At 71.4% G+C, this 25,091-nt stretch carries 24 protein-coding genes; 9 read left to right on the top strand and 15 right to left on the bottom strand.

All coding sequences use genetic code 11. The features are described 5' to 3' along the window. Positions 1-62: 62 nt before the first annotated feature. From NIE79_RS00120 to disA, 3 genes are all read left to right on the top strand, one after another. A complete protein-coding gene (locus NIE79_RS00120; protein ID WP_238676546.1) occupies positions 63-842 on the top strand; it encodes a hypothetical protein in 780 nt (259 codons plus the stop codon). A gap of 85 nt (positions 843-927) precedes the next feature. Continuing rightward, positions 928-2,385, top strand: a complete 1,458-nt coding sequence (gene radA / locus NIE79_RS00115) for a DNA repair protein RadA (protein WP_238676545.1) — start codon at positions 928-930, stop codon at positions 2,383-2,385. A gap of 131 nt (positions 2,386-2,516) precedes the next feature. Further along, positions 2,517-3,701, top strand: a complete 1,185-nt coding sequence (gene disA, locus NIE79_RS00110; RefSeq protein ID WP_238676544.1) for a DNA integrity scanning diadenylate cyclase DisA — start codon at positions 2,517-2,519, stop codon at positions 3,699-3,701. 6 nt (positions 3,702-3,707) lie between these two features. On the opposite strand, the gene NIE79_RS00105 is transcribed toward disA, so the two are convergent. The 3 genes from NIE79_RS00105 to NIE79_RS00095 all read right to left on the bottom strand — a co-directional run bounded on the left by NIE79_RS00105 (position 3,708) and on the right by NIE79_RS00095 (position 5,612). After that, positions 3,708-4,424 carry a hypothetical protein gene (locus NIE79_RS00105; RefSeq protein WP_238676543.1) on the bottom strand — a complete coding sequence of 239 codons (717 nt, stop codon included), beginning with the start codon at positions 4,422-4,424 and terminating at the stop codon, positions 3,708-3,710. A 106-nt stretch (positions 4,425-4,530) separates the two neighbouring features. After that, positions 4,531-5,103, bottom strand: a complete 573-nt coding sequence (locus NIE79_RS00100; RefSeq protein ID WP_238676542.1) for a peptide deformylase — start codon at positions 5,101-5,103, stop codon at positions 4,531-4,533. Beyond that, positions 5,100-5,612, bottom strand: coding sequence for a glycine cleavage system transcriptional repressor (locus NIE79_RS00095; RefSeq protein WP_238676541.1), 513 nt, complete (start codon positions 5,610-5,612; stop codon positions 5,100-5,102). Before NIE79_RS00095 ends, NIE79_RS00100 begins: the two co-directional genes overlap by 4 nt. Positions 5,613-5,708: 96 nt before the next feature. On the opposite strand from NIE79_RS00095, the gene NIE79_RS00090 reads away from it, so the two are divergent. Continuing rightward, positions 5,709-6,620: an iron-sulfur binding domain-containing protein gene (locus NIE79_RS00090; RefSeq protein ID WP_238676540.1), complete on the top strand. Its 912-nt coding sequence runs from the start codon at positions 5,709-5,711 to the stop codon at positions 6,618-6,620. Positions 6,621-7,621: 1,001 nt separating this feature from the next. Here NIE79_RS00090 and NIE79_RS00085 read toward each other — a convergent pair. The 3 genes from NIE79_RS00085 to lysS all read right to left on the bottom strand — a co-directional run bounded on the left by NIE79_RS00085 (position 7,622) and on the right by lysS (position 12,644). After that, on the bottom strand, positions 7,622-10,165 hold the full coding sequence (locus NIE79_RS00085; RefSeq protein WP_203125971.1) for an ATP-dependent Clp protease ATP-binding subunit: 2,544 nt from the start codon (positions 10,163-10,165) through the stop codon (positions 7,622-7,624). Between the two features lie 513 nt (positions 10,166-10,678). Then, positions 10,679-11,023, bottom strand: coding sequence for a histone-like nucleoid-structuring protein Lsr2 (locus tag NIE79_RS00080; RefSeq protein WP_036392792.1), 345 nt, complete (start codon positions 11,021-11,023; stop codon positions 10,679-10,681). A gap of 112 nt (positions 11,024-11,135) precedes the next feature. Beyond that, positions 11,136-12,644: a lysine--tRNA ligase gene (gene lysS / locus NIE79_RS00075; RefSeq protein WP_238676539.1), complete on the bottom strand. Its 1,509-nt coding sequence runs from the start codon at positions 12,642-12,644 to the stop codon at positions 11,136-11,138. Positions 12,645-12,732: 88 nt separating this feature from the next. Here lysS and NIE79_RS00070 point away from each other — a divergent pair, with 88 nt between their 5' ends. Then, the gene (locus NIE79_RS00070; RefSeq protein WP_238676538.1) at positions 12,733-13,473 is read left to right on the top strand and encodes a class I SAM-dependent methyltransferase; all 741 of its coding nucleotides are present in this window, start codon (positions 12,733-12,735) and stop codon (positions 13,471-13,473) included. 38 nt (positions 13,474-13,511) lie between these two features. Here NIE79_RS00070 and NIE79_RS00065 read toward each other — a convergent pair whose 3' ends face one another. The 8 genes from NIE79_RS00065 to NIE79_RS00030 all read right to left on the bottom strand — a co-directional run bounded on the left by NIE79_RS00065 (position 13,512) and on the right by NIE79_RS00030 (position 21,066). Further along, entirely contained in the window at positions 13,512-14,270 is a 759-nt protein-coding gene (locus NIE79_RS00065) for a type III pantothenate kinase (protein ID WP_091403191.1), read from the bottom strand. A 17-nt stretch (positions 14,271-14,287) separates the two neighbouring features. Continuing rightward, entirely contained in the window at positions 14,288-15,184 is an 897-nt protein-coding gene (gene nadC / locus NIE79_RS00060) for a carboxylating nicotinate-nucleotide diphosphorylase (protein WP_238676537.1), read from the bottom strand. A gap of 56 nt (positions 15,185-15,240) precedes the next feature. Continuing rightward, positions 15,241-16,935, bottom strand: coding sequence for an L-aspartate oxidase (locus NIE79_RS00055; RefSeq protein ID WP_238676536.1), 1,695 nt, complete (start codon positions 16,933-16,935; stop codon positions 15,241-15,243). Between the two features lie 98 nt (positions 16,936-17,033). Beyond that, positions 17,034-17,930, bottom strand: a complete 897-nt coding sequence (locus NIE79_RS00050; RefSeq protein ID WP_238676535.1) for a septum formation family protein — start codon at positions 17,928-17,930, stop codon at positions 17,034-17,036. Positions 17,931-18,026: 96 nt separating this feature from the next. Beyond that, positions 18,027-18,455 carry an aspartate 1-decarboxylase gene (gene panD, locus NIE79_RS00045; protein ID WP_238676534.1) on the bottom strand — a complete coding sequence of 143 codons (429 nt, stop codon included), beginning with the start codon at positions 18,453-18,455 and terminating at the stop codon, positions 18,027-18,029. A 43-nt stretch (positions 18,456-18,498) separates the two neighbouring features. Then, entirely contained in the window at positions 18,499-19,347 is an 849-nt protein-coding gene (gene panC, locus NIE79_RS00040; protein WP_238676533.1) for a pantoate--beta-alanine ligase, read from the bottom strand. Positions 19,348-19,402: 55 nt separating this feature from the next. Beyond that, a complete protein-coding gene (locus NIE79_RS00035) occupies positions 19,403-20,377 on the bottom strand; it encodes a Rossmann-like and DUF2520 domain-containing protein (RefSeq protein WP_238676532.1) in 975 nt (324 codons plus the stop codon). Between the two features lie 113 nt (positions 20,378-20,490). Next, positions 20,491-21,066: a TetR family transcriptional regulator gene (locus NIE79_RS00030; RefSeq protein WP_238676531.1), complete on the bottom strand. Its 576-nt coding sequence runs from the start codon at positions 21,064-21,066 to the stop codon at positions 20,491-20,493. 121 nt (positions 21,067-21,187) lie between these two features. On the opposite strand from NIE79_RS00030, the gene NIE79_RS00025 reads away from it, so the two are divergent. From NIE79_RS00025 to NIE79_RS00015, 3 genes are all read left to right on the top strand, one after another. Further along, positions 21,188-22,096 (top strand): SDR family oxidoreductase, encoded by a 909-nt coding sequence (locus NIE79_RS00025; RefSeq protein WP_238676530.1) that lies wholly within the window; start codon positions 21,188-21,190, stop codon positions 22,094-22,096. A 65-nt stretch (positions 22,097-22,161) separates the two neighbouring features. Continuing rightward, positions 22,162-23,376, top strand: coding sequence for an SAM-dependent methyltransferase (locus tag NIE79_RS00020; protein ID WP_238676529.1), 1,215 nt, complete (start codon positions 22,162-22,164; stop codon positions 23,374-23,376). Continuing rightward, the gene (locus NIE79_RS00015) at positions 23,373-24,560 is read left to right on the top strand and encodes an NADH-quinone oxidoreductase subunit D (protein WP_196920100.1); all 1,188 of its coding nucleotides are present in this window, start codon (positions 23,373-23,375) and stop codon (positions 24,558-24,560) included. Before NIE79_RS00020 ends, NIE79_RS00015 begins: the two co-directional genes overlap by 4 nt. 18 nt (positions 24,561-24,578) lie before the next feature. On the opposite strand, the gene NIE79_RS00010 is transcribed toward NIE79_RS00015, so the two are convergent. Next, positions 24,579-24,737, bottom strand: coding sequence for a hypothetical protein (locus NIE79_RS00010; RefSeq protein ID WP_238661370.1), 159 nt, complete (start codon positions 24,735-24,737; stop codon positions 24,579-24,581). A 93-nt stretch (positions 24,738-24,830) separates the two neighbouring features. Here NIE79_RS00010 and NIE79_RS00005 point away from each other — a divergent pair. Further along, positions 24,831-25,091 (top strand): hypothetical protein (locus NIE79_RS00005; protein WP_238676528.1); only part of this gene is annotated, 261 nt, incomplete at its 3' end.

Below are 25,091 nucleotides of genomic sequence, written 5' to 3'. Positions count from 1 at the left end.
GCGGGTATGGCCACCGTGCCCGGCGTACGGCCCGGGTGGGGATTGTGACGAGGAGGACCGACGTGACGCGCTCGATCAGAGGATCCCGGCGGGCGGCCCTGTTGCTGTCCGGGATTGCGGCGGCCAGCCTGCTGGCTTCCGGATGCGGCACCGGTCAGATCGCCGAGACCGCGTTGAAGGAGCCGTCGGTTCAGGGCGTCAGCCTCACGACCAGCAACGGTTCCTTCTCGGTGCGAGGCCTGCTCGTTGACTTCCCGGGCACCGAGGGTTACAAGGCCGGCCAGGACGCCGGGCTCGGCGCGGTGATCTACAACGACTCCAAGGAGACGGTGACTGTCACCGTCACCACGGAGAGCGCCCGCGAGGTGGTGATCAGCGGCGGCTCGGCGAGCCCGTCGCCGTCCGCCTCGGAGTCCGCCTCCATGAGCCCGTCGCCGTCCGGTTCGGGCAGCCCGTCGAACTCGACGTCCGGTTCGCCGACCCCGTCGGTGACGCCGTCCGAGACCGGGTCGTCCTCGGCCACCCCGTCCGCCCCGGAGTCGGCGCGGGCGTCCGGATCGGCCAGCCCCTCGGCCCCGGGTCAGCCGGCCCGGATCGAGCTGGCGCCGTTGAGCTACATCCAGTTCAACTCCGAGGCCACCACCCAGCTCCGGCTGATCGGCCTGACCGAGGCGCTGCGCTCCGGCCAGAACGTCGTCGTGACCTTCGACTTCGGCAACGGCAACACGGTCACCGGTCAGGCACCGGTCGCGGTGCCGCTCACCCCGGCGGCCCCTCCGTCGCCGATCATCGAGCGCGAGGGCGGCTACGAGGGCGACGAGGGCGGCACCACCCACGAGTGACCCGACCCGCACATCGACAAACGCCCCGGCGTGGTGACCACCACGCCGGGGTGTTTTCGTCGTACGCGAGGGCTAGCGTCCTGATGTGACCACCTCCCGATCGACCCCTCCGCGCGGCGGCACGGCCGGTGCCGCCCGTGGTCGGTCCACCACCCGCGAGCCGCGTCCGGCCTACCAGTGCGACGCCTGCGGGCACCAGCCGCCCAAGTGGGTGGGGCGCTGCCCCGAGTGCGGCGAGTGGGGCGCGGTGGTCGAGAGCACCGTCACCGGCCCGACCGTCGCCGGTCGCGTGGTCAGCTCCCGGATGCCGTCCGAGCCGGCCCGACCGATCGCCACCATCAGCGCCGCCCCGGCCCGCGCCGTGCCCACCGGGGTGAGCGAGCTCGACCGGGTGCTCGGCGGTGGCCTTGTCCCCGGCGCCGTGGTGTTGCTCGCCGGCGAGCCCGGCGTGGGCAAGTCGACCCTCCTGCTCGACGTGGCGCAGCAGTGGGCGGTCGGTGCCGGCAGCCCCTCACTGGTGGTCAGCGGCGAAGAGTCGGTCAGTCAGGTGCGCCTGCGCGCCGAACGGATGGGCACCCTGCACGAGCAGCTCTACCTCGCTGCGGAGAGCGACCTGGGCTCGGTGCTCGGTCACCTCGACGCGGTCAAGCCGGGCCTGCTGGTGCTCGACTCGGTGCAGACCATCTCGACCACCGGCACCGAGGGGGTGCCCGGTGGGGTGACCCAGGTCCGCGCGGTCACCGCCGCGCTGGTCTCGGTCGCCAAGGAACGGGGCATCGCCACAGTGCTGGTCGGGCACGTCACCAAGGACGGCCAGGTGGCCGGGCCTCGGGTGCTGGAGCACCTGGTCGATGTGGTGCTGCACTTCGAGGGCGACAAGCACTCGTCGCTGCGCCTGGTGCGAGGCGTGAAGAACAGGTTCGGCGCGGCCGACGAGGTCGGCTGCTTCGAGATGCACGAGGGCGGCATCAGCAGCCTGGCCGACCCGTCCGGGCTGTTCCTGACCCGCTACGCGGAGCCGGTCCCCGGCACCTGCGTGACGGTGGCCATGGAGGGGCGACGGGCCCTGGTCACCGAGGTGCAGGCGCTGATCGGCGCGACAGTCGCGGGCTCTCCCCGACGCACCGTCTCCGGCCTCGACTCGGCCCGACTGGCGATGGTGCTCGCTGTGCTGCAACGGCGCACCGAGCGGCTGACCCTGCACGACCGGGAGGTCTTCGCCGCCACAGTGGGCGGAATACGCGTGGTGGAACCGGCCGCCGACCTGGCGGTGGCGCTGGCGGTGGCCTCCGGAGGGCTCAACCTGGCGATCGCGCCGCACCTGGTGGCGATCGGTGAGGTGGGGCTGACCGGCGAGGTTCGCCGGGTCGGGGCGGTGCCGCGCCGGCTGGCCGAGGCCGCCCGGCTTGGGTTCAAGGTGGCCCTGGTGCCGCCCGGCTGCAGCCCGGCCAGCACCGGCGCCGGCCCCGGGCAGATGCAGGTGACCGAGGTCACCGACGTCCGTTCGGCACTGCACCATGCGGCCCGCGCGTCCGCCGAGTGACCCACCGTGCCGACGAGGGCGGCGAAACCGGACAGCACGTCGCAAGCGGGAGACGTTGGAAAGGGCGGCATCGTGACACATCACAGTAACCACGACAGCACCCACCGCACGGCAGTCCGTAGACTGTGCCCGTGCCGATCGACCGCGATACCACCAAGCCAGCCGGCGCGCCGCCCCAGGCGCGCACCGGCGCCGTGGGCTCGCCCGCCCGCCCGATCAGCGTGAGCGTGACTGCGGGGGCCGCCGGGAGCGCCGGAGATCCGCTACGAGCCAACCTCGCCCTGATGGCCCCGGGCACCGCCCTGCGCGACGGTCTGGAGCGCATCCTGCGGGGTCGCACGGGCGCGCTCATCGTGCTCGGCTACGACAAGGTGGTCGAGGGCCTCTGCACCGGCGGCTTCCCGCTGGACGTGGAGTTCTCCGCGACGCGCGTGCGCGAGCTGTGCAAGATGGACGGCGCTGTCGTGCTCTCCAGCGACGGCACCCGAATCGTCCGGGCGGCCGTGCACCTGATGCCCGACCCGTCCATCCCGACGGAAGAGTCCGGCACCCGGCACCGCACCGCCGAGCGGGTGGCCCGCCAGACCGGCTATCCGGTCATATCGGTCAGCCAGTCGATGCGGATCATCAGCCTCTACGTCAACGGCCAACGGCACGTGCTCGACGACTCGGCGGCCATCCTCTCCCGCGCCAACCAGGCGCTCGCCACCCTGGAGCGCTACAAGCTCCGGCTGGACGAGGTCTCCGGCACGCTCTCCGCCCTGGAGATCGAAGATCTGGTCACCGTGCGGGACGCGGTGGCAGTGGTGCAGCGGCTGGAGATGGTTCGCCGGATCGCCGACGAGATCGCCGGTTACGTGGTGGAGCTGGGCACCGACGGTCGCCTACTCGCCCTGCAACTCGACGAGCTGATGGCCGGCGTGGACGCCGACCGCACTCTGGTCATCCGGGACTACCTCCCCGTCGGCCGCAAGTCGCGCACCCTGGACGAGGCTCTCGTCGAGCTGGACCTGCTCGGTGCCACCGAGCTGATCGACCTGGTGGCGGTGGCCAAGGCGATCGGTTACCCGGCCGCGTCCGACGCGCTCGACGCCGCGGTCAGCCCGCGCGGCTTCCGACTGCTGGCCAAGGTGCCCCGGCTACCGGTGGCAGTGGTCGATCGCCTGGTGCTGCACTTCGGCAGCCTCCAGCGTCTGCTCGGCGCGACAGTGGAAGACCTGCAAGCCGTCGAAGGGGTCGGCGACGCCCGTGCCCGCGGCGTCCGTGAGGGGCTCTCCCGGCTCGCCGAGGCATCCATCCTGGAACGCTACGTCTGACAGTGCTCAGCCGGTGACGGTGAGCTTCACCGGGTCGCTGAGCTTCGTGCCCACCCGGGCGAACACCTGGTACGACCCGGCCGGCGGGAACGGCCCGGCGGCCAGCGCGCCGTCACAGCGGCTGGTGTCCCGCCCGTTCCACGGCACCTCGTAGGAGCGCTCGAAGTTCGGCGTGAAGGACTGCGGGTCCGAGCCCTGGACCTTGCCGCAGGTGTCCGACGACCAGACCTTCTCGGCACCGGACTTGATGAAGATCTCCTGGAGGTCGGCGCCGACGTTGCGACTGCACGTCCGGTTAGACGTGTTCTTGATCCTCAGTTGCAGCTCGACCACCGCGCCGCGCTGCACCGAGGTCGGGCTCGCCGACGAGATCACGCTGATCTCCCCGTCGGTGCAGGTGCCGTCATCCTCCGAACCGGCCGCCGCGCCCAGCGGTGGAGTGTTGCTGGTGATCGCCGGGCTCGGACTCGTCGGACCCGCATCAGCGGAGGCCGACGACGACGGAGCGCCGGTCTGCGGTGTCAGCACCGGCCCAACGGGACCAGACGTCGCGGCGGACGTTGCCGACGGCGAACCTCCGGCCTTCGGCTCCTGACCGCCGGAACGACCCGAACCGGTGCAGGAGTAGAGCAGGACAATCAGGAACAGAAACCCCGCTCCGAGTACGACGGCGCGACGCCGCCAGTACACGGCGGGTGGCAGGGGGCCGACCGTCAGACGCATGATGCCCTCCACCGTAGCCGCGCCGTACCCGGCAGTGCCGCGCGACGCGCCGGAGCCACTCCGAGGCGCCCGCACCACCCTCCACTGGGGACGGTCCGGCACCCGATCACAGGTAGACCTTGCGCTGATAGACCGCGTGCGCACCGGCCACCCGGTCCAGGAAGAGTAGCCCCGCGCAGTGGTCGATCTCGTGCTGCAACGCCCGGGCCTCGAAGCCGTCGGTCACCAGCCGGACCGGCTCGCCGCTGCCCGGCAGATCACCCTCCACCACCAGCCGGCTGGCCCGCTTCACGTCCCCGGTCAGGTCCGGCACCGACATGCAGCCCTCCCGGCCCGGCTTCCACCGCGTCGCCTCGACCACGCGCGCGTTGCACAACACGAAGACGCCGTGCACCGTCACCGCCTTCGGGTGCCCCGTCACGTCGACGGCGAAGACCCGAGCGCCCACCCCTACCTGCGGCGCGGCCAGCCCGACGCAGCCCGGCGAGACCTTCATGGTGGCTATCAGGTCCGCCGCGAGTTGGACCGTCTCCTTCGCCGTGGGGTCGACCTCGTCCGCGGCCCGACTCAACACCGGATGCGGGGCGGACACCACAGCCCGCACCTCGCCCGGCACGTCCAGCGACTCCGGTGTCCAGTCCCCCAGGCCGACATCCGGCCCGCGCTCCTCGCCGGTCACAACAGATCCGGGTCCGCCGGCCGGAGGGTGACCTCCACGCCCATCTCGGCAGCCGTCCGGTGCAACCGGTCGATCAGTGTGCCCGCCACACCGGCCGGCAACTCGACCTCCGCCAGGACCACGTACAGCGCACCGGTCAACCGGGTACTCAGGTCGGTGACATTCCCTCCGGCGTCCACCAGCACCCGCGTCATCGCCGCGACGATCCCCATCCGGTCCGAACCGTGCACCGCCATCACGTACGGCTCACCCGCCGGAGGAACATCGCCGTCCGGGGTGACAGCGCGTACCGTCGCCAGCAGCTGACCCTCGGCGGCCAGCGACGCCAGCGCGGCCTCGACCTCGGCGGCGGCTGGACCGGTGCAGATGAGGGTCATCGCGAAATGCCCCCGCAGCCGCGTCATCGTGCTGTCGGTGAGGTTCGCGCCCAGTCGGGCCAGCACCTCCGCGACGTCGGCCACGATGCCCGGCCGGTCCCGACCGATGACGGTGATCGCGAGCTCGTTCATCCGCGCATTCTCCCCCGTCCGCCGAACGACGACGTGGCACCCCGCCCGAGCCGCCCACCAAACGGGAACGCCGGGCGTGACATCATCGACGACGTCATGACTCAACCCGACTTCGCCACAGTGGTCAGCCGGTGGTTCCAGCAGCACGCCCGTGACCTGCCGTGGCGCGAGCCCGGCGTCACCCCGTGGGCCATCCTGGTCAGCGAGGTCATGCTCCAGCAGACACCAGTGGTCCGGGTGGTGCCGGCCTGGCAGGCATGGCTGGCCCGCTGGCCCGATCCGGCCGCGTTGGCGGCGGACACCCCAGCCGAGGCGATCCGGATGTGGGGGCGTCTCGGCTACCCCCGTCGGGCGGTCCGGCTGCGCGAATGCGCCGTCGCGATCGTCGACCGGCACGGCGGCCAGGTGCCGGACCGGCTGGAGCACCTGCTCGCGCTGCCCGGCGTCGGCACCTACACCGCGCGGGCAGTGGCCGCCTTCGCGTACGGTCAGCGGCACCCGGTCGTCGACACCAACGTACGGCGGGTCGTGTGCCGTGCGGTGGCCGGCGAACCGGACGCCGGGCCCGTCACCCGACCAGCCGACCTCGTCGCCACCGAGGAACTGCTCCCGACGGAACCGGCCGCGGCGGCGCTGGCCAGCGCCGCCTTCATGGAACTGGGCGCGGTGATCTGCACAGCCCGGTCACCGCGCTGCACCGCCTGTCCCGTCGAGTCGATCTGCGCCTGGCGGGCGTCCGGCCAGGAGGCGCCGGCCGGGCCGACCCGGCGACCCCAGCGGTACGCGGGCACCGACCGACAGGTCCGCGGTCTGCTGCTCGGAGTGCTCCGGGACAGCACCGGACCGGTCCCCCACCAGCGGCTGGACCAGGTCTGGACCGACGACGTGCAACGCGCCCGTGCCCTCGCCGGCCTGGTGCAGGACGGGCTGGTCGAACCCGCCGGCGCCGACTCCTTCCGCCTGGTCGGTGACGGCCCGTCCCTCCCCACCGCCGACCTCACCACCTGACCCGCCCGACCCTGCGCGTCGGCCCCGTGGGCCGGCATCCGCACGCCCACAGGCCGGACGTCCCCAGGCCGCACGTCCGCAGGCGCACGCCCACAGGCCGGACGTCCCCAGGCCGCACGGCCGCAGGCGCACGCCCACAGGCCGGACGTCCCCAGGCCGCACGGCCGCAGGCGCACGAGGCCGCCGTCGTCGTCGCCAGCCACGACCAGCAGCAGACGCCGCCCCGCCGGCATCGCCTCCCGGAACGCGGCTTCCGCAGGCCGGACGTCCGCACGCCCTCAGCACACCCGCCAGGCCGCGCGTCCGCGCGTCCGCACGCCCGCACGCATTCCGGCGCCCCTGCCGCCCGCCTCACGTCCGCTCCCCGCACCCCGGCCCCACGCCGAACGCCCGAAGGCAGCGCACGAAGGCCCGGCGATCGGCGCATTCCACCCCAAGATCGTGCTCGATCCTGGATGTAGTGGTGTCGGGCACGCCGGATGCCACTAGATCCAGGATGTTGCGCGAACTTGCGGGCGGAGACCTCCGCGGGGAGCGAGGCCGCCGGCAAGCTCACCACCCTGCCCCACCATTGCGTCCTGCAACATCAGGGAAAGTGCTGCCTCCGGACGCCGCGAGGCAGCACTTTCCCTGATGTTGTGCGGATCTTGCCGGGCGCGGCAGCGTGAGAGCGCGCGCATGGGCGGGCGCGTCGGGCAACTGCGGACGCAGAGGCGGCCCGACGGGGCAGGCACCGCACGTCGAACGCGGCTTGGCAAGGCAGGCACCGCATCAGACGAGCCCGTGGCAGGCACGGCGCGTCAGACGCGCCCCGGCATGGCAGATGCGGCGTCACGGGCGGCGTGCGGCGGGCAGGCGCTACCACCGCGTGAGGCCCCGAGGGTGGCGGCCTGGGCGGGGGCGGCGGCGTCGAGCGGGGGCCGCGGGAATGACCTGAGGGCGCAGAAAAGGCGGGGCCCCGGTGGCTTACGCCACCGGGGCCCCGCCCCTTGCTGATTGTGTTACTCGTCCACGCCTGCCGCGGCGGTGCCAGCGGCAGTGCCACCGAGGTCGGCCGGGACGGCGTCCGGAACCTCCACCGGCTTGTCCGAGCCCCGGAAGACGAGCTTGGACTTGTCGATGTCGTCCGGGTCGCCCTCGCAGTCCACCACGACGATCTGACCCGGGGTCAGCTCGTTGAACAGGATCCGCTCGGAGAGGTTGTCCTCGATGTCGCGCTGGATCGTGCGACGAAGCGGACGGGCACCGAGCACCGGGTCGAAGCCCTTCGCGGCCAGGTACTTCTTGGCGTTGTCGGTCAGCTCCAGACCCATGTCCTTGTTCCGCAGCTGGCCTTCGATCCGCTGGATCATGATGTCCACGATCGAGAGGATCTCGGTCTGGCGCAGCTGGTGGAAGACGATGGTGTCGTCGATCCGGTTGAGGAACTCAGGCCGGAAGTGCTGCTTGAGCTCGTCGTTGACCTTCTGCTTCATCCGGTCGTAGTTGGACTCGGAGTCCTCCGACTGCTGGAAGCCCAGCGACACCGCCTTGGCGACGTCACGGGTGCCCAGGTTGGTGGTCAGGATGATGACCGTGTTCTTGAAGTCCACGATTCGACCCTGGCCGTCGGTGAGCCGACCGTCTTCGAGGATCTGCAGGAGCGTGTTGAACACGTCCGGGTGGGCCTTCTCGATCTCGTCGAAGAGGACCACCGAGAACGGCCGACGCCGCACCTTCTCGGTCAGCTGCCCGCCCTCGTCGTAGCCGACGTAGCCGGGAGGGGCACCCACGAGCCGGGAGACCGTGTAACGGTCGTGGAACTCGGACATGTCCAGCTGGATGAGGGAATCCTCGCTGCCGAAGAGGAACTCGGCGAGCGCCTTGGACAGCTCGGTCTTACCGACACCGGACGGGCCGGCGAAGATGAACGAGCCCGACGGGCGCTTCGGGTCCTTCAGGCCGGCCCGGGTACGCCGGATCGCCTTCGAGACCGCCTTGACCGCGTCCTCCTGGCCGATGACGCGCTTGTGCAGCTCGTCCTCCATGCGCAGCAGGCGCGAGGTCTCCTCCTCGGTCAGCTTGTAGACCGGGATGCCGGTCCAGTTGCCGAGAACCTCGGCGATCTGCTCGTCGTCAACCTCGCTGACGACGTCCAGGTCACCGGCCTTCCACTCCTTCTCCCGCTGAGCCTTCTGGCCGAGGAGCTGCTTCTCCTTGTCGCGCAGCTGGGCGGCGCGCTCGAAGTCCTGCGCGTCGATCGCGGACTCCTTGTCGCGACGCACCTGGGCGATGCGCTCGTCGAAGTCACGCAGGTCTGGCGGCGCGGTCATCCGACGGATCCGCATCCGGGCACCGGCCTCGTCGATCAGGTCGATCGCCTTGTCCGGCAGGAAGCGGTCGGAGATGTACCGGTCGGCCAGGGTTGCGGCAGCCACGAGAGCTGCGTCGGTGATGCTCACCCGGTGGTGAGCCTCGTAGCGGTCCCGCAGGCCCTTGAGGATCTCGATGGTGTGGGCCAGCGACGGCTCACCCACCTGGATCGGCTGGAAGCGGCGCTCGAGAGCGGCGTCCTTCTCCAGGTGCTTGCGGTACTCGTCGAGCGTGGTGGCACCGATGGTCTGCAGCTCACCACGGGCCAACATCGGCTTGAGGATGCTCGCGGCGTCGATCGCGCCCTCGGCGGCACCCGCACCCACCAGGGTGTGGATCTCGTCGATGAACAGGATGATGTCGCCGCGGGTGCGGATCTCCTTGAGCACCTTCTTGAGGCGCTCCTCGAAGTCACCGCGGTAGCGGGAACCGGCGACGAGCGCGCCCAGGTCGAGCGTGTAGAGCTGCTTGTCCTTGAGGGTCTCGGGCACCTCGCCCTTGATGATCTTCTGGGACAGGCCCTCCACCACGGCGGTCTTACCGACGCCGGGCTCACCGATCAGGACCGGGTTGTTCTTGGTACGGCGGGAGAGCACCTGCATGACCCGCTCGATTTCCTTCTCGCGCCCGATGACCGGGTCGAGCTTGCCCTCGCGGGCGGCCTGAGTCAGGTTGCGGCCGAACTGGTCCAGCACCAGGCTGGTCGACGGCGCGGCCTCACCCGGCGCGGCGCCCGCCGCGGCGGGCTCCTTGCCCTGGTAGCCGGAGAGCAGCTGGATCACCTGCTGGCGGACCCGGTTGAGGTCGGCGCCGAGCTTGACCAGCACCTGGGCGGCGACGCCCTCGCCCTCACGGATCAGCCCGAGCAGGATGTGCTCGGTGCCGATGTAGTTGTGGCCGAGCTGCAGCGCCTCGCGCAGCGACAGCTCCAGCACCTTCTTGGCCCGCGGCGTGAACGGGATGTGCCCGCTCGGCGCCTGCTGACCCTGGCCGATGATCTCCTCGACCTGCTGGCGGACGCCCTCCAGGGAGATGCCGAGGCTCTCCAGGGCCTTTGCCGCGACGCCTTCACCTTCGTGGATCAGGCCCAGCAGGATGTGTTCCGTACCGATGTAGTTGTGGTTGAGCATCCGGGCCTCTTCTTGGGCCAGGACGACAACCCGTCGCGCTCGGTCGGTGAACCGCTCGAACATGCCCTCGTGCTCCTCACGTGCCGTGCGCCTTGATGGTCAAGATCTTGGCGGGGCCGGTGCACGAACGTCCAGGACGGGCGTCCGTGCCTCCTTACTCTATCGTCGCTGACCGACTCAGCTGAGGTCGTGTGTCTCTGCTCTGGGTCGGTTGCACGTCGTTTTGAACAACCGTCCGCGCTCAGGAGGTGTTCCGGTAGCCCTGTCGCTACGCGCAGAGCGAAATCCGACTGGCTCGACGGAAGCCCCATCCGGGGTCCGGAAGCGCTCCGGGAGGCCCTGGAGGGCCCACCGGCCCTCGCGGTGAGCGCAGCGCCGGGCCCCTGGGGGAGGTTGTCCACAGGCTGTGGATAGCTGTTCCACTGGTTGTGGACAACGCCGGCCGGCCCGGAATGCTTCCCGCCCCGAACGGAGACCACCAGGGCACCCGGATACGGCGACGCCGGCCCGGAGAACTCCTCCGGCCCGGCGTCGGTGTCGCCTGCGGTGGCGGCTCGCCACCAAGTCGCTGACGGATCAGCGCTTCGCGTGGAACTCGTCCACGATCTCCTGCGGGATACGACCCCGGTCCGAGATGTCCTTGCCGGCCTTCTTGGCCCACTCCCGGATCGCCTTGTTCTGTTCCCGATCGGCGGTCGCGCCACCCCGACCGCGGGCAGCCCGCCCACCGATGACGACGCCGCCCCGGCCGACCTTGGTGCCAGCTCCCACGTACGACGCAAATGCATCGCGCAATTTCGCGGCGTTGGCGCTCGACAGGTCGATCTCGTACTGAACGCCGTCGAGGGCGAACTTGACGGTCTCGTCCGCGTCCCCGCCGTCCAGGTCATCGACCAGCTTGTGAATGATCTGCTTGGCCACGTCCCACATTCCTTTCGAGCAGGGTGCTCCTGCTAACGAGAGCACAATAACCCCCGCGCCGCTCGTCGCGTCAATAGGATCCGGTTACGGCTCGGCGTACACCGGGACGGGACTACTCCGGGCGGACCAACGGGAAGAGGATCGTTTCCCGAATTCCGAGGCCGGTCAGGGCCATCAAGAGCCGGTCGATTCCCATTCCCATACCGCCGGCCGGCGGCATTCCATACTCCATCGCCCGAAGAAAGTCCTCGTCGAGCCGCATCGCCTCGTCGTCGCCACGGGCGGCCAACTGGGCCTGGGCGACCAGTCGCTCGCGCTGCACGATCGGGTCGACCAGCTCGGAGTACCCGGTGCCCAGCTCGAAGCCGAGCACGTACAGGTCCCACTTCTCGGCCAGCCCCGGCTCGCTGCGGTGCGCCCGGGTCAGCGGGCTGGTCTCCTCCGGGTAGTCCCGCACGAAGGTGGGCGCCTCCAGGCCGGGGACGACCAGTTCCTCGAACAGTTCCTCGGCCAGCTTGCCCGGGCCCCACTTCGGGTCCACGGCCAATCCCACCTTGTCCGCGTACTCCACCAGACGGGACCGTTCGGTACGGACCGTGACCTCCTCGCCCAGCGCTTCGGAAAGCACACCGAACAACGTCACGGACCGCCACTCGCCACCCAGGTCGAACTCCCGCCCGTCGGCATGGGTCACCACCGTCGAGCCGCTGACCGCGATCGCCGCCTGTTGAACGAGATTACGGGTCAGCTCGCCGATCGTGTCGTAGTCGCCGTACGCCTGGTACGTCTCCAGCATCGCGAACTCCGGCGAGTGCGAAGAGTCGACACCCTCATTACGGAAGTTGCGGTTGATCTCGAAGACGCGGTCGACGCCGCCGACCACAGCGCGCTTGAGAAACAGTTCCGGAGCGATTCGCAGATACAGATCGGTGCTCAACGCATTGCTGTGGGTCACGAACGGTCGGGCTGTCGCACCGCCATGCAGCAGTTGCAACATCGGCGTTTCCACCTCGATGAAGCCCTGCCCGTGCAGTGAATCGCGCAGACTGCGTACCGCGGCGGCCCGGGTGCGCACCATCTCCCGTGCCTGCGGCCGGACGATCAGGTCGACGTAACGCTGCCGGACGCGCGCCTCCTCGGAGAGGGGCTTGTGGGCCACCGGCAACGGTCGCAGCGCCTTGGCGGTCATCTCCCACTGCTGGGCCAGAACCGACAGCTCACCCCGGCGGCTGGTGATCACCTCACCGGTGACGCCGACGTGGTCGCCGAGGTCGACGAGGCGCTTCCACGCCTCCAGCCGCTCCGGCCCGACCCGGTCCAGGGAGAGCATCGCCTGCAACTCGGTGCCGTCGCCGTCCCGCAGGGTCGCGAAGCAGAGCTTGCCCGTGTTGCGTACGAAGATCACCCGGCCGGTGACCGCCACCTGGTCGCCGGTAGCGGTGTCGGTGGGCAGGTCGGCGTAGCCCGCCCGGACCTGCGCCAGGGTGGTGGTGCGGGGGAAGCCGACCGGGTAGGGCTCGACGCCCTCGGCGAGCATCCGGTCCCGCTTCTCCCGGCGGACCTTCATCTGCTCGGGAAGGTCGTCGGCGGGGTCCACTGGCACGGGGTTCTGCTCGGTCACGGCACGCTTCCTCGTCACGGAGATACAGGGGGTCAGGCCCGAGCGTACTCAAGCGGCCCGGAGGCCGTTACGGGATAACCTGCCCGCCATGGTCGATCACACTCACGCCCTGTCGTTCGGTGCCGCCGCGAGTGACTACGACCGGTTTCGGCCCCGTTATCCAGACGCAGCGATCCGCTGGGCACTCGACGGGCTGAGCGAAGCCCGGGTGGTCGATCTCGCGGCGGGCACCGGCATCCTGACCCGCGGTGTGCTGGCCCTGGGCCACGATGTCGTACCGGTCGAGCCCGATTCGGGGATGCGGGCGCAGCTCGTCGCCAGCACCCCCGGCACAACGGCCCTGGCGGGCAGCGCCGAGGCCATGCCGCTGCCCGACTCGGCGGCGGACGCGGTGCTGGTCGGGACGGCGTACCACTGGTTCGACAGGTTGCCCGCGCACGCCGAGATCGCCCGAGTGCTCCGTCCCGGCGGCACCTTCGCCCCCATCTGGAACATCCGGGACGACAGCGTCGACTGGGTGGCCGAGCTGGGTCGCATCGCCCACTTCGGGGACAAGTCGACCAACCAGCTCTTCGGCGAGCACCCCGACTTCGGCCCGGCGTTCGACGCCGTCGAGAAGCGCGAGTTCACGCACCGCACCACGCTCACACCGGACGAGCTGCTCGGCATGGTCCGCACCCGCTCGTACTGGCTCACCGCCTCCGTCGACGATCAGCGGCGGGTCGAGCGGGAACTGGCCGAACTCCTGAACACCCACCCCGCCCTGGTTGGCCGGAACACCATCGAGCTGCCGTACCGGACGCTGGTGCTGCGCGCCCGGCGGCGCTGACGCCGGGCACGAGGGCCGGCGCCCGACGGCGGCCGGGGTCACAGGTTGCGGTCGTAGACCATCCGCAGGCCGATCAGCGTGATCATCGGCTCGTGGTGGGTGATGCTGCGACACTCGTTGATCACCAGGGAGGCGAGGCCGCCGGTGGCGATCACCGCCCGCACCTCGCCCAGCTCCTCGGTCATCCGCTCGACGATCCGGTCAACCTGCCCGGCGAAGCCGAAGTACAGGCCGGCCTGGAGGCACTCCACGGTGTTCTTGCCGATCACCGAGCGGGGCTTGGTGGCCTCGACCTTGCGCAGCTGCGCGGCCCGGGCGGCCAGCGCGTCGAAGGAGATCTCGATGCCCGGGGCGAACGCGCCTCCGAGGAACTCTCCGCGCTCGCTGATCACGTCGAAGTTGGTGGTGGTGCCGAAGTCCACGACGATCGACGGGCCGCCGTAGAGGGTGTACGCGGCAAGGGTGTTCACCACCCGGTCGGCGCCGACCTCCTTCGGGTTGTCGATCGCCAACTGCACCCCGGTCCGCACTCCCGGCTCGACCACGACGCTCGGCAGGTCGGCGTAGTACCGACTGAGCATGGTGCGCAGCGACCGCAGCGCGGCCGGCACCGTGGAACAGGCGGCCACACCGGTGATCTCGACGTTGTCCCCGGCGAGCAGACCCCGGAACATCAGGCCCAGCTCGTCCGCCGTCGAGCGGGCATCGGTCTTGATCCGCCAGGAGTGCACCAGCTTGTCGCCGTCGAAGGTCGCCAGCACGGTGTTGGTGTTTCCGATGTCGATGCAGAGCAGCACGCACGCAGCCTAGACAACTAGTCGGCGCGCAGGTCCAGCGCGATGTCCAGGATCGGCGACGAGTGCGTCAGCGCGCCCACCGAGAGGAAGTCCACGCCGGTGGCCGCGTACCGGCCGGCCACCTCCAGGGTCAGCCCGCCGGTCGCCTCCAGCTCCGCCCGGTCGCCCACAGCGGCCACCGACTCGGCCAGCACCTCCGGCATCATGTTGTCGCAGAGCAGGAAGTCCGCCCCGGCCTCCACCGCCTCCACCGCCTCGTCGACGGTTGTCACCTCGACCTGCACCGGCACCTCCGGGAACGCCTCCCGGACCCGCCGGTAGGCAGCAGTGATGCCGCCGGCCGCCAGCTTGTGGTTGTCCTTGATCATGGCCACGTCGTAGAGGCCCATCCGCTTGTTGGTGCCGCCGCCGGCCCGCACCGCGTACTTCTCCAGCGCCCGCAGGCCCGGCGTCGTCTTGCGGGTGTCCAGCACCATCGCCTTCGTGCCGGCCAGCGCGTCCGCCCAGGCCCGGGTGTGGGTGGCCACCCCGGACATCCGACAGAGCAGGTTGAGCGCCGTCCGCTCGGCCGTCAACAGCAGCCGGGTCGGGCCGGTCACCGTCGCCAGGACGTCGCCGCGGGCCACCCGCTCGCCGTCGCGGGCCAGCACCGACACCTCGACGGTACGACCGAAGCCAGTCACCTCGCCCACCAGCTCGAACACGGCGGCGGCCACCGCCATCCCGGCCAACACCCCGTCCGCGCGGGCCACCAGGTCGGCGGTGTCGGTCTGCTCCGCCGGAATGGTGGCCACGCTGGTGACATCCAGGAAATCCGGGCCCAGATCCTCGACCAGCGCGCCCTCGATCACCTGTCGTACGTGCGCCGGATCCAACCCGGCCGCCCGCAACGCCGTCTCCGTCGACTCCGTCATCGTCGCCTCCTTCGCTCCCGACTGCGGGGCTCGCAAGATCGGCTCACTCCTCGCGCTCACTGGGTCCCCTCCCACTGTTGCGTCACCCGGCCCTGCGCCCCGACCGCCCCGACCAGATGGCCCAGCCACCGTTCGTCGGCCGTGGGGAAGTCCTCGCGCCAGTGGCAGCCCCGGGTCTCACCACGGGCGTACGCGGCGGCAACCAGCGTCGACGCCACCGTGAGCAGGTTCGTCGCCTCCCAGTCGGCGGTTCGCGGCCGGCCCCGGGCAACGCCCAACTCGGTCAACGTCCCGGCCGTCTCGGCCAGCGTCGCCGCGGATCGGAGCACCCCGGCCCCCCGGGTCATCGCCCGTTGCAGGGTCGGCGTCACCTCCGCGGGCACCACCCAGCCCGTCCCGCCACGCCAGGCACCGGTCTCCGCCGGCTGCGCCTGCTCGGGCAGGCCGGCAGCGATGTCCTCGGCGATCCGCCGGGAGAAGACCAAACCCTCCAACAGCGAGTTGCTGGCCAGCCGGTTCGCGCCGTGCACGCCAGTGCAGGCCACCTCACCGCAGGCGTACAGGCTGGGGATGGAGGTACGGCCGCGCAGATCAGTGCGGACCCCTCCGGAGGCGTAGTGGGCGGCCGGCGCCACCGGGATCAGGTCGGTCGCCGGGTCCACGCCGATCGCCAGGCAGGACGCCACGATGGTGGGGAACCGACCGGCCAGGAAGTCGCCGCCCAGGTGCCGTGCGTCGAGGAAGACGTGGTCCGCGCCGGTGGTCAGCAGCACCCGGTGGATGCCCTTGGCCACCACGTCCCGGGGTGCCAGCTCGGCCAACTCGTGCTGGCCCACCATGAACCTCTTGCCGTCCGCGTCCACCAGGTACGCGCCCTCGCCGCGCAACGCCTCCGAGACCAGCGGCTGCTGTGCGTGCCCCGCCCCGGGCACCCCCGCGCCGGCCGGGGTGATCAGGGCGGTCGGGTGGAACTGGACGAACTCCACGTCGGTCACCGCAGCGCCGGCCCGCAGCGCCAGCGCCACCCCGTCCCCGGTGGAGACCGGTGGGTTGGTGGTGGCCGAGAAGATCTGCCCCATGCCACCGGTGGCGAGCACCACGGCACGGGCCAGCAGCGCGCCGACGCCGTCCTCGCTGCCCTCACCCAACACGTGCAGGGTGATCCCGCAGGCCGGGCCCAGCCCGTCCGGGCCGTCGCCGGGCGCGCGCAGCAGATCCAGCACGAGAGCGTGCTCGACCAGCCGGATCCACGGGTCACGCTGCACCGCCGCGTGCAGGGCCCGCTGCACCTCCGCGCCGGTGGCGTCCCCGCCGGCGTGCACGATCCGGTCCGCCCGGTGCCCGCCCTCGCGGGTCAGCATCAGCGAACCGTCCGGGTGACGATCGAACTCGGCGCCGATCCGCATCAGCTCACGGAGCCGGGTCGGGCCCTCCTCGACCAGCACCCGAACCGCCGCCGGGTCGCAGAGCCCCACCCCGGCGACCTCGGTGTCCCGGGCATGCGCCGCCGGGGTGTCGGCCGGGTCGAGCACTGCGGCGATGCCGCCCTGCGCCCACCGGGTCGAGCCGTCATCAATGTTGACCTTGGTGACCACCGTGACGTGCAGACCGGCCTCACGCAGGTGCAGCGCCGCGGTCAACCCGGCCACGCCGGAACCCACCACGATCACGTCGGTGGTCTCCACCCAGCCGGGAGCGGGCGCGGCCAGCAGCGCGGGCAGGGCAGGCAGGTCGACGGTCGGGAGGTCCATCCCCCCAGTCAACCCGAACCATCCTCGCCCGGGGCGGCGGGGGCGGGACGAGTGTTTTGGGCGACCCCGTCCGGCGCGCGCCGACAGTCAGGCCGTGGTCACTTCGTCCGGACCGGCAGACCGGCCGGGCCCGCGCCCTTCAGCGAGGCGGTCACCGTGCGGTCACTCAGCCACAGATAGCAGCGGACGCCCCGATCACCGACCTTCCAGCGCCCAGCCCCCGGCGGACGGACCACCACACCGCTGCGGAAACGCAGCTTGGCGTCGTCCGGCACGCCCGAGTACCGGGCCAGGACGCTGCGACAACCCGTGTAGAGCGGCAACCAGTCGGCGTCCCGGGTCGGGTACGCCACGTCCGGTGCGCGCCACACCCCGACGAACTCGGCGTCGTGCTGTCTGCCGCACTCCACCGGAGTCAGCGTCTGCACACCCCGGCCGGCGCCACCGCGGGTCTGCTGGCAACCGAGGCGCAGCGCGGTGGTGCCCTTCAACGCGTCCCGCAGGCTGCCCGACCGGACCACAACTGTGGCCGCCGCCTCGACAGTGGTCAGCTCGGTGAGGTCGCAGCGGAACCACCGGGAACCCGCCGCCCAGCCCGGCCCGTTGGGCAGCGCCACTGACAGCCGCAGTCGGCCGGACCGCCAGTCGTCACCCACATAGCCGGTCGCCCGGGTGTCGCACTCGGCGAACGCGCCCCGCAGCTCGCCGGAACCACCCGCCGGAGCTGTCGTCCGCCCGGCCGGGAACGCCCCGACGTGCACTGTCTCCAGGCGGTGCGGCCCGGCGCAGTCCACCGGCTCGTAGCTGGCCAGGCTGACCAGGTCGGTGAAGTCGGCGGCATGACACACACCGGCGGCCGGGGTGAACGCCGACGGTGCCGGCAACGCCGCCCAGTCGTCGGTCAGATCACCGTCCAGGCCGCCGGACCCGGCACAGCCCACCAGCAGCACTGCCGACACGGCAGCGGCGAACACCGTCGTCATGGCACGGCTCATCGCGGCCTCCCCCAGCCACCGACCGGCTTCCGCCAGCGCGCTCAGGGTAACCGGAAATGACCTTCCGGTAACAGACCGGAATCACGGTACGCGGGATCAGACTCCGGACACTGCCAACGGACTGGGCACCGGGCTACCGGCCGTGCCAGGCGCCGCCGCAGCCGGGTCGGCACCCAACTCGATCACCCGGTTGTCGGCGTCGACGTGCACGACCCGTGGCCGGTAGGTCCGGGCCTCGGCGTCGTCCATCTGCCCGTACGAGATCAGGATGACCAGGTCACCGGGGTGCACCAGGTGCGCGGCGGCGCCGTTGATGCCGATCACGCCGCTGCCCCGCTCGCCGGGAATCACGTACGTCTCCAGCCGGGCGCCATTGGTGATGTCCACGATCGCCACCTGCTCGCCGGGGAGCAGGTCGGCGGCGTCGAGCAGATCCTCGTCCACAGTCACCGAACCGACGTAGTGCAGGTCGGCCTGGGTCACAGTGGCTCGGTGGATCTTCGACTTGAGCATGGTCCGGAACATCGGAGTGGCCTTTCGCGGTATCGGTGGGGGTGGTGCGACCGGGTCAGGGGCGCGGAGCGAGGTGGATCGCCGCGTTGTCGATCAACCGGGTGGCGCCCACCCAGGCGGCGATCACCAGCCGGGCCGGCCCGGCCACCGGCCCCGGTTCCAGCTCGGGATCGGTGAGCACCAGGTAGTCGAGGCGGGCACCGGGCGTACCGGCACCGAACGCGGCGTGCGCGGCGGTCAGCACCGCCCCCGCGTCCAGGCCGTCGTCGGCGGCCCGTGCGCCGGCCCGCAGCGCCGCGGACAGACTCAGCGCGGCGGCCCGCTCCGGCTCGCTCAGGTAACGGTTGCGGCTGGAGAGCGCCAGCCCGTCCGGCTCCCGGACGGTCGGCACGCCGACCACCTCGACCGGCACGTCCAGGTCGCGGGCCATCCGCCGGACCAGGGTGAGCTGCTGATAGTCCTTCTCGCCGAAGAACGCCAGGTCCGGTCGGGTGAGCTGGAGCAGCTTCAGCACCACCGTGAGCACGCCGTGGAAGAAGCCGGGACGACTCGCCCCCTCCAACTCGGCGCCGAGCGGGCCCGGATCGAGGCGTACGCGGGGCTGCCCGTCCGGGTACATGTCCGCCACCGACGGGACGAAGACCAGGTCGGCGCCCGCCCGCCGGCACACCTCCAGGTCGGCGTCGAGGGTGCGCGGGTAGCGGTCGAAGTCCTCGTTCGGCCCGAACTGCAACGGGTTCACGAAGACCGTGACCAGCACGTGGTCGGCCTGTTCCCGGGCCGCGCGCAGCAACGTCTCGTGCCCGGAGTGCAGCGCTCCCATTGTCATCACCACCCCGACCGTGCCCTTCAGCCCGGCCCTGGCCTCGGCCAACTCGGCCCGCGTGTGCACCACCTGGGTCACAGCGGCACCTCGGTTCGCGACTGCGGGGCTCGCAAGATCGGCTCACTCCTCACGCTCACGCGGCCACCTCCCGACCGCTGTCGGCCAGCACGCCGAGCAGTGACTGTGCGTCCACCGGCCGTAGCCGGCCGGCGGCGATCGCCCGGTCGGCGGTACGACGGGCCAGCGCCAGGTACGCGGGGACGGACTCCGGCGCGGTGGCCGCCAACCGGGCCAGGTGCCGCCGCACTGTGCCCGCGTCGCCACGGGAGACCGGGCCGGTCAACGCGTCGTCGCCGAGCCGCAACGCGTTCTCCAGAGCGGCCCGCAGCAGCGGGGCGAGCACCTTCTCCGGTCGGGACACCCCGGCGTCCCGCAACCTGTCGGTCGCCTCGTTGACCAGGGTCACCAGGTGGTTCGCGCCGTGGGCCAGCGCGGCGTGGTAGAGCGGGCGGTCCGACTCGGCCACCCACTCGGGCACGCCACCGAGGTCGGCCACCAGCCGGGCAGCCAGCGGGCGCAGCTCCGCCGGGGCGGTCACCCCGTACGAGATGCCGTCCAGCCGGGCCAGGTCGTCCGGCGTGCCGGTGAAGGTCATCGCGGGGTGCAGGGCGAGCGGCCGGGCACCGGCCGCGACGGCTGGCCCCAGCACGGCCAGGCCGTGCGCTCCCGAGGTGTGCGCGACGATCTGACCCGGGCGCAGCGCGCCCCGCTGGGCGAGGTCGGCCACCACACCGGCCAGCCTGTCGTCCGGTACCGCGATCAGCAGCAGGTCGGCGGCGGCGTGGGCCACGGCGGCGACCGGGCGGCGGGGCACCTCGGGCAAGAGCAGGGCGAGGCGGGCGCGGCTGGCTCCGGAGCTGCCGGAGACGGCAACCACAGGGTGCCCGGCGGCGGCGAGCGCGGCGCCCAGCACGGCGCCGACCCGACCGGCGCCAACGACACCGACGGTGAGCAGACGGGAGGTGGCGCGGGCGCCGGGAACGGCGCTATCCCACGAGGCGGCGGGCCCGGATGGGCCGGCCGGACGCGGGCGCAACGGTGCGCTCATGACGACGATCCAGTCCTCGAGAAGGGGTACCGGTCGATCGCAAGTATGCGCCCGGCCTACGGAACCCGGACAAGCATCTGTGAAAACCTTCACCACCGAAGGGGAGGCCCCTGTCAACGCCTCCCTGGGGACGACGACGTGATGGCGCTCAGCTCGGTGGCCACCTGGACGATCAGGTCGGCGAGCGAGGAATCGCCGTCGGGCGCGACCCAGCGGGCGTACGCCACGCGGAAGACCGTGCCACCCGACTCGGTGGCCAGCGTGGCCGTGGTCTCGTCGAGGCCCTTGGCACGCAGGGCGGCGCTGACGGCGGCCAGCAGTGCGCCCGTCTTGCGTAGCTCACGCTCCTGTAGCTCCGGACTGCTCTCAATGATCGACTGGCGCATCCGGACCAGCTCGCGGCGGTCGGCGAAGATATCCACCGCCATCTGACGAAAGGCGGCGATGACCACCTCGAACGGGGCGGCGTTCGTCTCGGCCACCACCTTGACCAGGGCCTCCTCCACGCGCTCACTGCCGCTGAAGAGAGCCTCGCGCTTGTCGCCGAAGAGCCGGTAGAAGGTGCGTTTGTCGAGGCCGGCACGGGCGGCTATGTCGGCGACAGTGGTCTGCTCGAAGCCGCGCTCGCGGAACAACTCGAAAGCAGCCGCCTCCAGGCGGCCGCGCGCGTCTGGTCGCCAGCGAGCCATCCGGCGATGGTATCCGATGTCACGCTGCGACATTATTGTCACCTGAGCCATGTCACATGGCGACATCGCGAGGTACGGTCATGTCGCAAGGTGACATGCCCCTACCCGCGAAGGAATTATCATGCGCGTATTCGTCACAGGCGCCTCCGGCCACCTCGGCTCCGCAGTCGTGCCGGCACTGCTCGCCGCTGGACATGACGTCGTCGGCCTGGCCCGCTCCGAAACATCCGCCGCCGCGATCGAGAAGCTCGGCGCTGAGGCCCGCCGCGGCGATCTGTCCGACCTCGACGTGCTCCGTAACGAGGCGGCCGCCTCCGAGGGAGTCATCCACCTGGCGTTCCGCCACGACCTCATGATCAACGGCGACATGGCCGGCGCAGCCGAAACCGACCTGGCCGCCCTCGGGGCACTCGCCGACGGCCTGGACGGCTCCGGCAAGCCCCTGGTCGGCACCAGCGGAACAGCCATGCTCGCGCTGGGCGGCATCGTCGGTCGCCCCGGCGCCGAGAGCGACACCTTCCCGAGCGGCTACCGGATCGACGCCGAAAACCTCGTGGCCGGCCTTGCCTCTCGCGGTGTGCGCTCCTCCATCGTCCGACTCGCGCCCACAGTGCACAGCTCGCTCGACCACTACGGCTTCATCACCGCCATCATCGCTGCCGCCCGGCAGAACGGGTACGCCGCATACGTCGGCGAGGGCACCAACCGGTGGCCGGCCGTGCACACGCTCGACGCGGCCGAGCTCTACCGGCTCGCCCTGGAAAAGGCCCCGGCCGGTGCACGCCTGCATGCAGCCGCCGACGAAGGAGTCTCCTTCCGTCAGATCGCCACCGCCATCGGCCGCAACCTGGACATCCCGGTCCGAAGCATCGGCCCCGACGAGGCAGACAACTTCTTCGGCTTCCTCGGGTCGTTCGCGCAGATGGACAACCCGACGTCATCCGCGCTGACGCGCGAACTCCTGGGCTGGGCTCCTGCCCACCCCGGCCTGATCGCCGACCTGGACGAGGGGCACTACTTCAGGGCCTGAACCGGGAACGGCGGCCCTGACCGTAGGGTCGGCACGGTGACCCACGCTCAACGCGGAATGCACTGATGCCGATCCTGTGGCGGGACGCGATGGCCAGCGCCCTCTACGGGCCGGGCGGCTTCTTCGTCGCCGGCGCCGGGCCGGCCGACCACTTCCGCACCAGCGTGCACGCCTCCCCGGCCTTCGCCACCGCCCTGCTGCGCCTGATCACAGAGGTGGACGCCGCCCTCGGCCACCCTGACCGGCTCGACGTGGTCGACGTCGGGGCTGGGCGTGGGGAACTCCTGCAAACCCTGCTGGTGTCCGCCGGGGTTGCGGTGGGGGTTTCCGGCGAGCCCGCCCGCTCCTTGCGGGATGAGCCGTCGTTGGTCGCCGCCCGTCCGCCACTCGCCGACCGCGTGCGCTTCACAGCCGTGGAGTACGCGGACCGCCCCGAGAACCTGCCCGAAGAGATCAACTGGACAGCCGAGATCCCCACCAGGATCACGGGAGTGCTGCTGGCCACCGAGTGGCTGGACAACGTCCCGCTGGACGTCGCGGTACACACCGAGGACGGCTGGCGATACCTCTTAGTCGACCCCGAAACCGGTGCCGAAACCCTCGGTGATCCGGTCAGCTCTGCTGATCATGATTGGCTGACCAAGTGGTGGCCCAGCCCCGAAGCCTCGCCCGGTGCGGACGGTGCCCCGAGCCCGGGAGCTACCTGGTCCGACGCGACAAGCGGAAGCGAGTCGGGTTTCCGGGCAGCCCGGCCGGCGCAGGGATCAAGCCTGACCGCCCGGAGCCGGCCGGGCTGCCCGGAAACCCCCCACAGCGACCACCGAGCCGAGATCGGCCGGACCAGGGACGAAGCCTGGGCCGAGGCGGTGCAGAAGATCGAGCAGGGCCTGGCGCTGGCGGTCGACTACGGGCACCTGCGGGAGAGCAGGCCAATCGACGGGACGTTGACCGGGTACCGGGGTGGGCGGCAGGTGCCTCCGGTGCCCGACGGGTCGAGTGACGTCACAGCGCACGTGGCCATGGACTCGGTCGCCTCCGCTGGTGCGGCGGTCGCCCGGTGCGCGTACTCCCTGGTCTTGCAGCGGGAGGCGCTGCGGGCGCTCGGGGCCGACGGCGGGCGACCGCCGCTCAGCCTGGCCGGCACCGACCCGGTCGGCTACGTGCGGGCGCTGGCCGCCGCGTCGGCGGTGGCCGAGCTGACCGACCCGGCCGGGCTCGGCGGGCACTGGTGGTTGCGCCAGCCGGTCGGCATCCCGCTCGGGCCGGCCGTGGCACGATGACGGGCATGACCACCGACGCCGGGGACCTCCGTGAACTGACCGTCGGCACCGGGGCCGGGCTGATCGCCGGCACCGGTGATCAGCAGCTCGGCACCGACATGGTGTTGAACATCGGCCCGCAGCACCCCTCCACCCATGGTGTGCTGCGGTTGAAGCTGGTGCTCGACGGCGAGCGCGTGGTCGCCTGTGAACCGATCGTCGGTTACATGCACCGGGGCGCGGAGAAGCTCTTCGAGGTGCGTGACTACCGGCAGATCATCGTGCTGGCCAACCGGCACGACTGGCTCTCGGCGTTCTCCAACGAGCTGGGTGTGGTGCTCGCCGTGGAACGCCTGATGGGCATGGAGGTGCCGGAGCGGGCCACCTGGCTGCGGATGGCCCTCGCGGAGCTGAACCGGGTGCTCAACCACCTGATGTTCCTCGGGTCGTACCCGTTGGAGATCGGGGCGATCACGCCGATCTTCTACGCCTTCCGGGAACGCGAGACCATCCAGGCGGTGATGGAGGAGGTCTCCGGCGGCCGGATCCACTACATGTTCAACCGGGTGGGTGGCCTCAAGGAAGAGGTGCCGTACGGGTGGACCGGACGGGCCCGAGCTGCCATCGGCGAGGTACGCCGCCGCCTGCCCGACCTGGACCACCTGATCCGGCGTAACGACATCTTCCTGGCCCGCACGGTCGGCGTGGGCGTGCTGTCCGCCGCGGACGCCGCCGCGTTCGGCGCGTCCGGGCCGGTGGCCCGGGCCTCCGGGCTCGACCTGGACCTGCGCCGCGACGACCCCTACCTGGCCTACGACGAGCTGGACGTGCCGGTGGTCACCAAGACCGCCGGGGACTGCCACGCCCGTTTCGAGGTGCTGCTCGACCAGGTGTACGCGTCCCTGGACCTCGCCGAGCAGTGCCTCGACCGGGTGGACCGGCTGACCGGCCCGATCAACACCCGGCTGCCGAAGGTGCTCAAGGCGCCGGAGGGGCACACGTACGCCTGGACGGAGAACCCGCTCGGCATCAACGGCTACTACCTGGTGTCCCGAGGCGAGAAGACGCCGTGGCGGTTGAAGCTGCGCACCGCCTCGTACGCGAACGTGCAGGCGTTGGCCACCCTGCTCCCCGGCTGCCTGGTCCCGGATCTGATCGCGATCCTCGGCTCGATGTTCTTCGTGGTCGGCGACATCGACAAGTGACGCGGGTCGCCTGACCGGTCACCGCCAGCGGTCGGCGGGCGGCGCGCCGCCGGCACGCGGTACGTCGTCCTGGGGCGGGTAGCCGTAGCGCTCGTCGACCCGCCGCCGGCCGGTCCGTTCCGGCGCGGGTTCCGCCTGGTGGCCGCGTTGGCGCGGTGGGCGCCACTCGTCCGGCACCGGCACACCACCGACCGGCAGCGCCGGCCTTCCCGGCTCGGCCCGCCGGCCCCCGTCGTGACGGGGCGGCTCCTCGTAGCGGCCGGCGTCCTCGTGACGGCGCGGCTCCTCGTGACGGCGCGGCTCCTCGTGACGGCGCGGCTCCTCGTGACGGCGCGGCTCCTCGTGACGGCGCGGCTCCTCGTGACGGCGCGGCTCCTCGTGACGGCGCGGCTCCTCGTGACGGCGCGGCTCCTCGTGACGGCGCGGCTCCTCGTGACGGCGCGGCTCCTCGTGACGGCCCGGCCCCTCGTGACGGCGCGCCCCCTCGCGAGGCTGCTGCCCCCAGGTCCCGCCCGGCCCCTCGTGACGGGC

This window comes from Micromonospora trifolii (assembly GCF_022229005.1).
In the GTDB taxonomy this organism is placed as follows: domain Bacteria; phylum Actinomycetota; class Actinomycetes; order Mycobacteriales; family Micromonosporaceae; genus Micromonospora; species Micromonospora trifolii.
The sequence above is the reverse complement of the archived record's forward strand: the minus strand, read 5'-3'. Positions and strand labels throughout refer to the sequence as shown.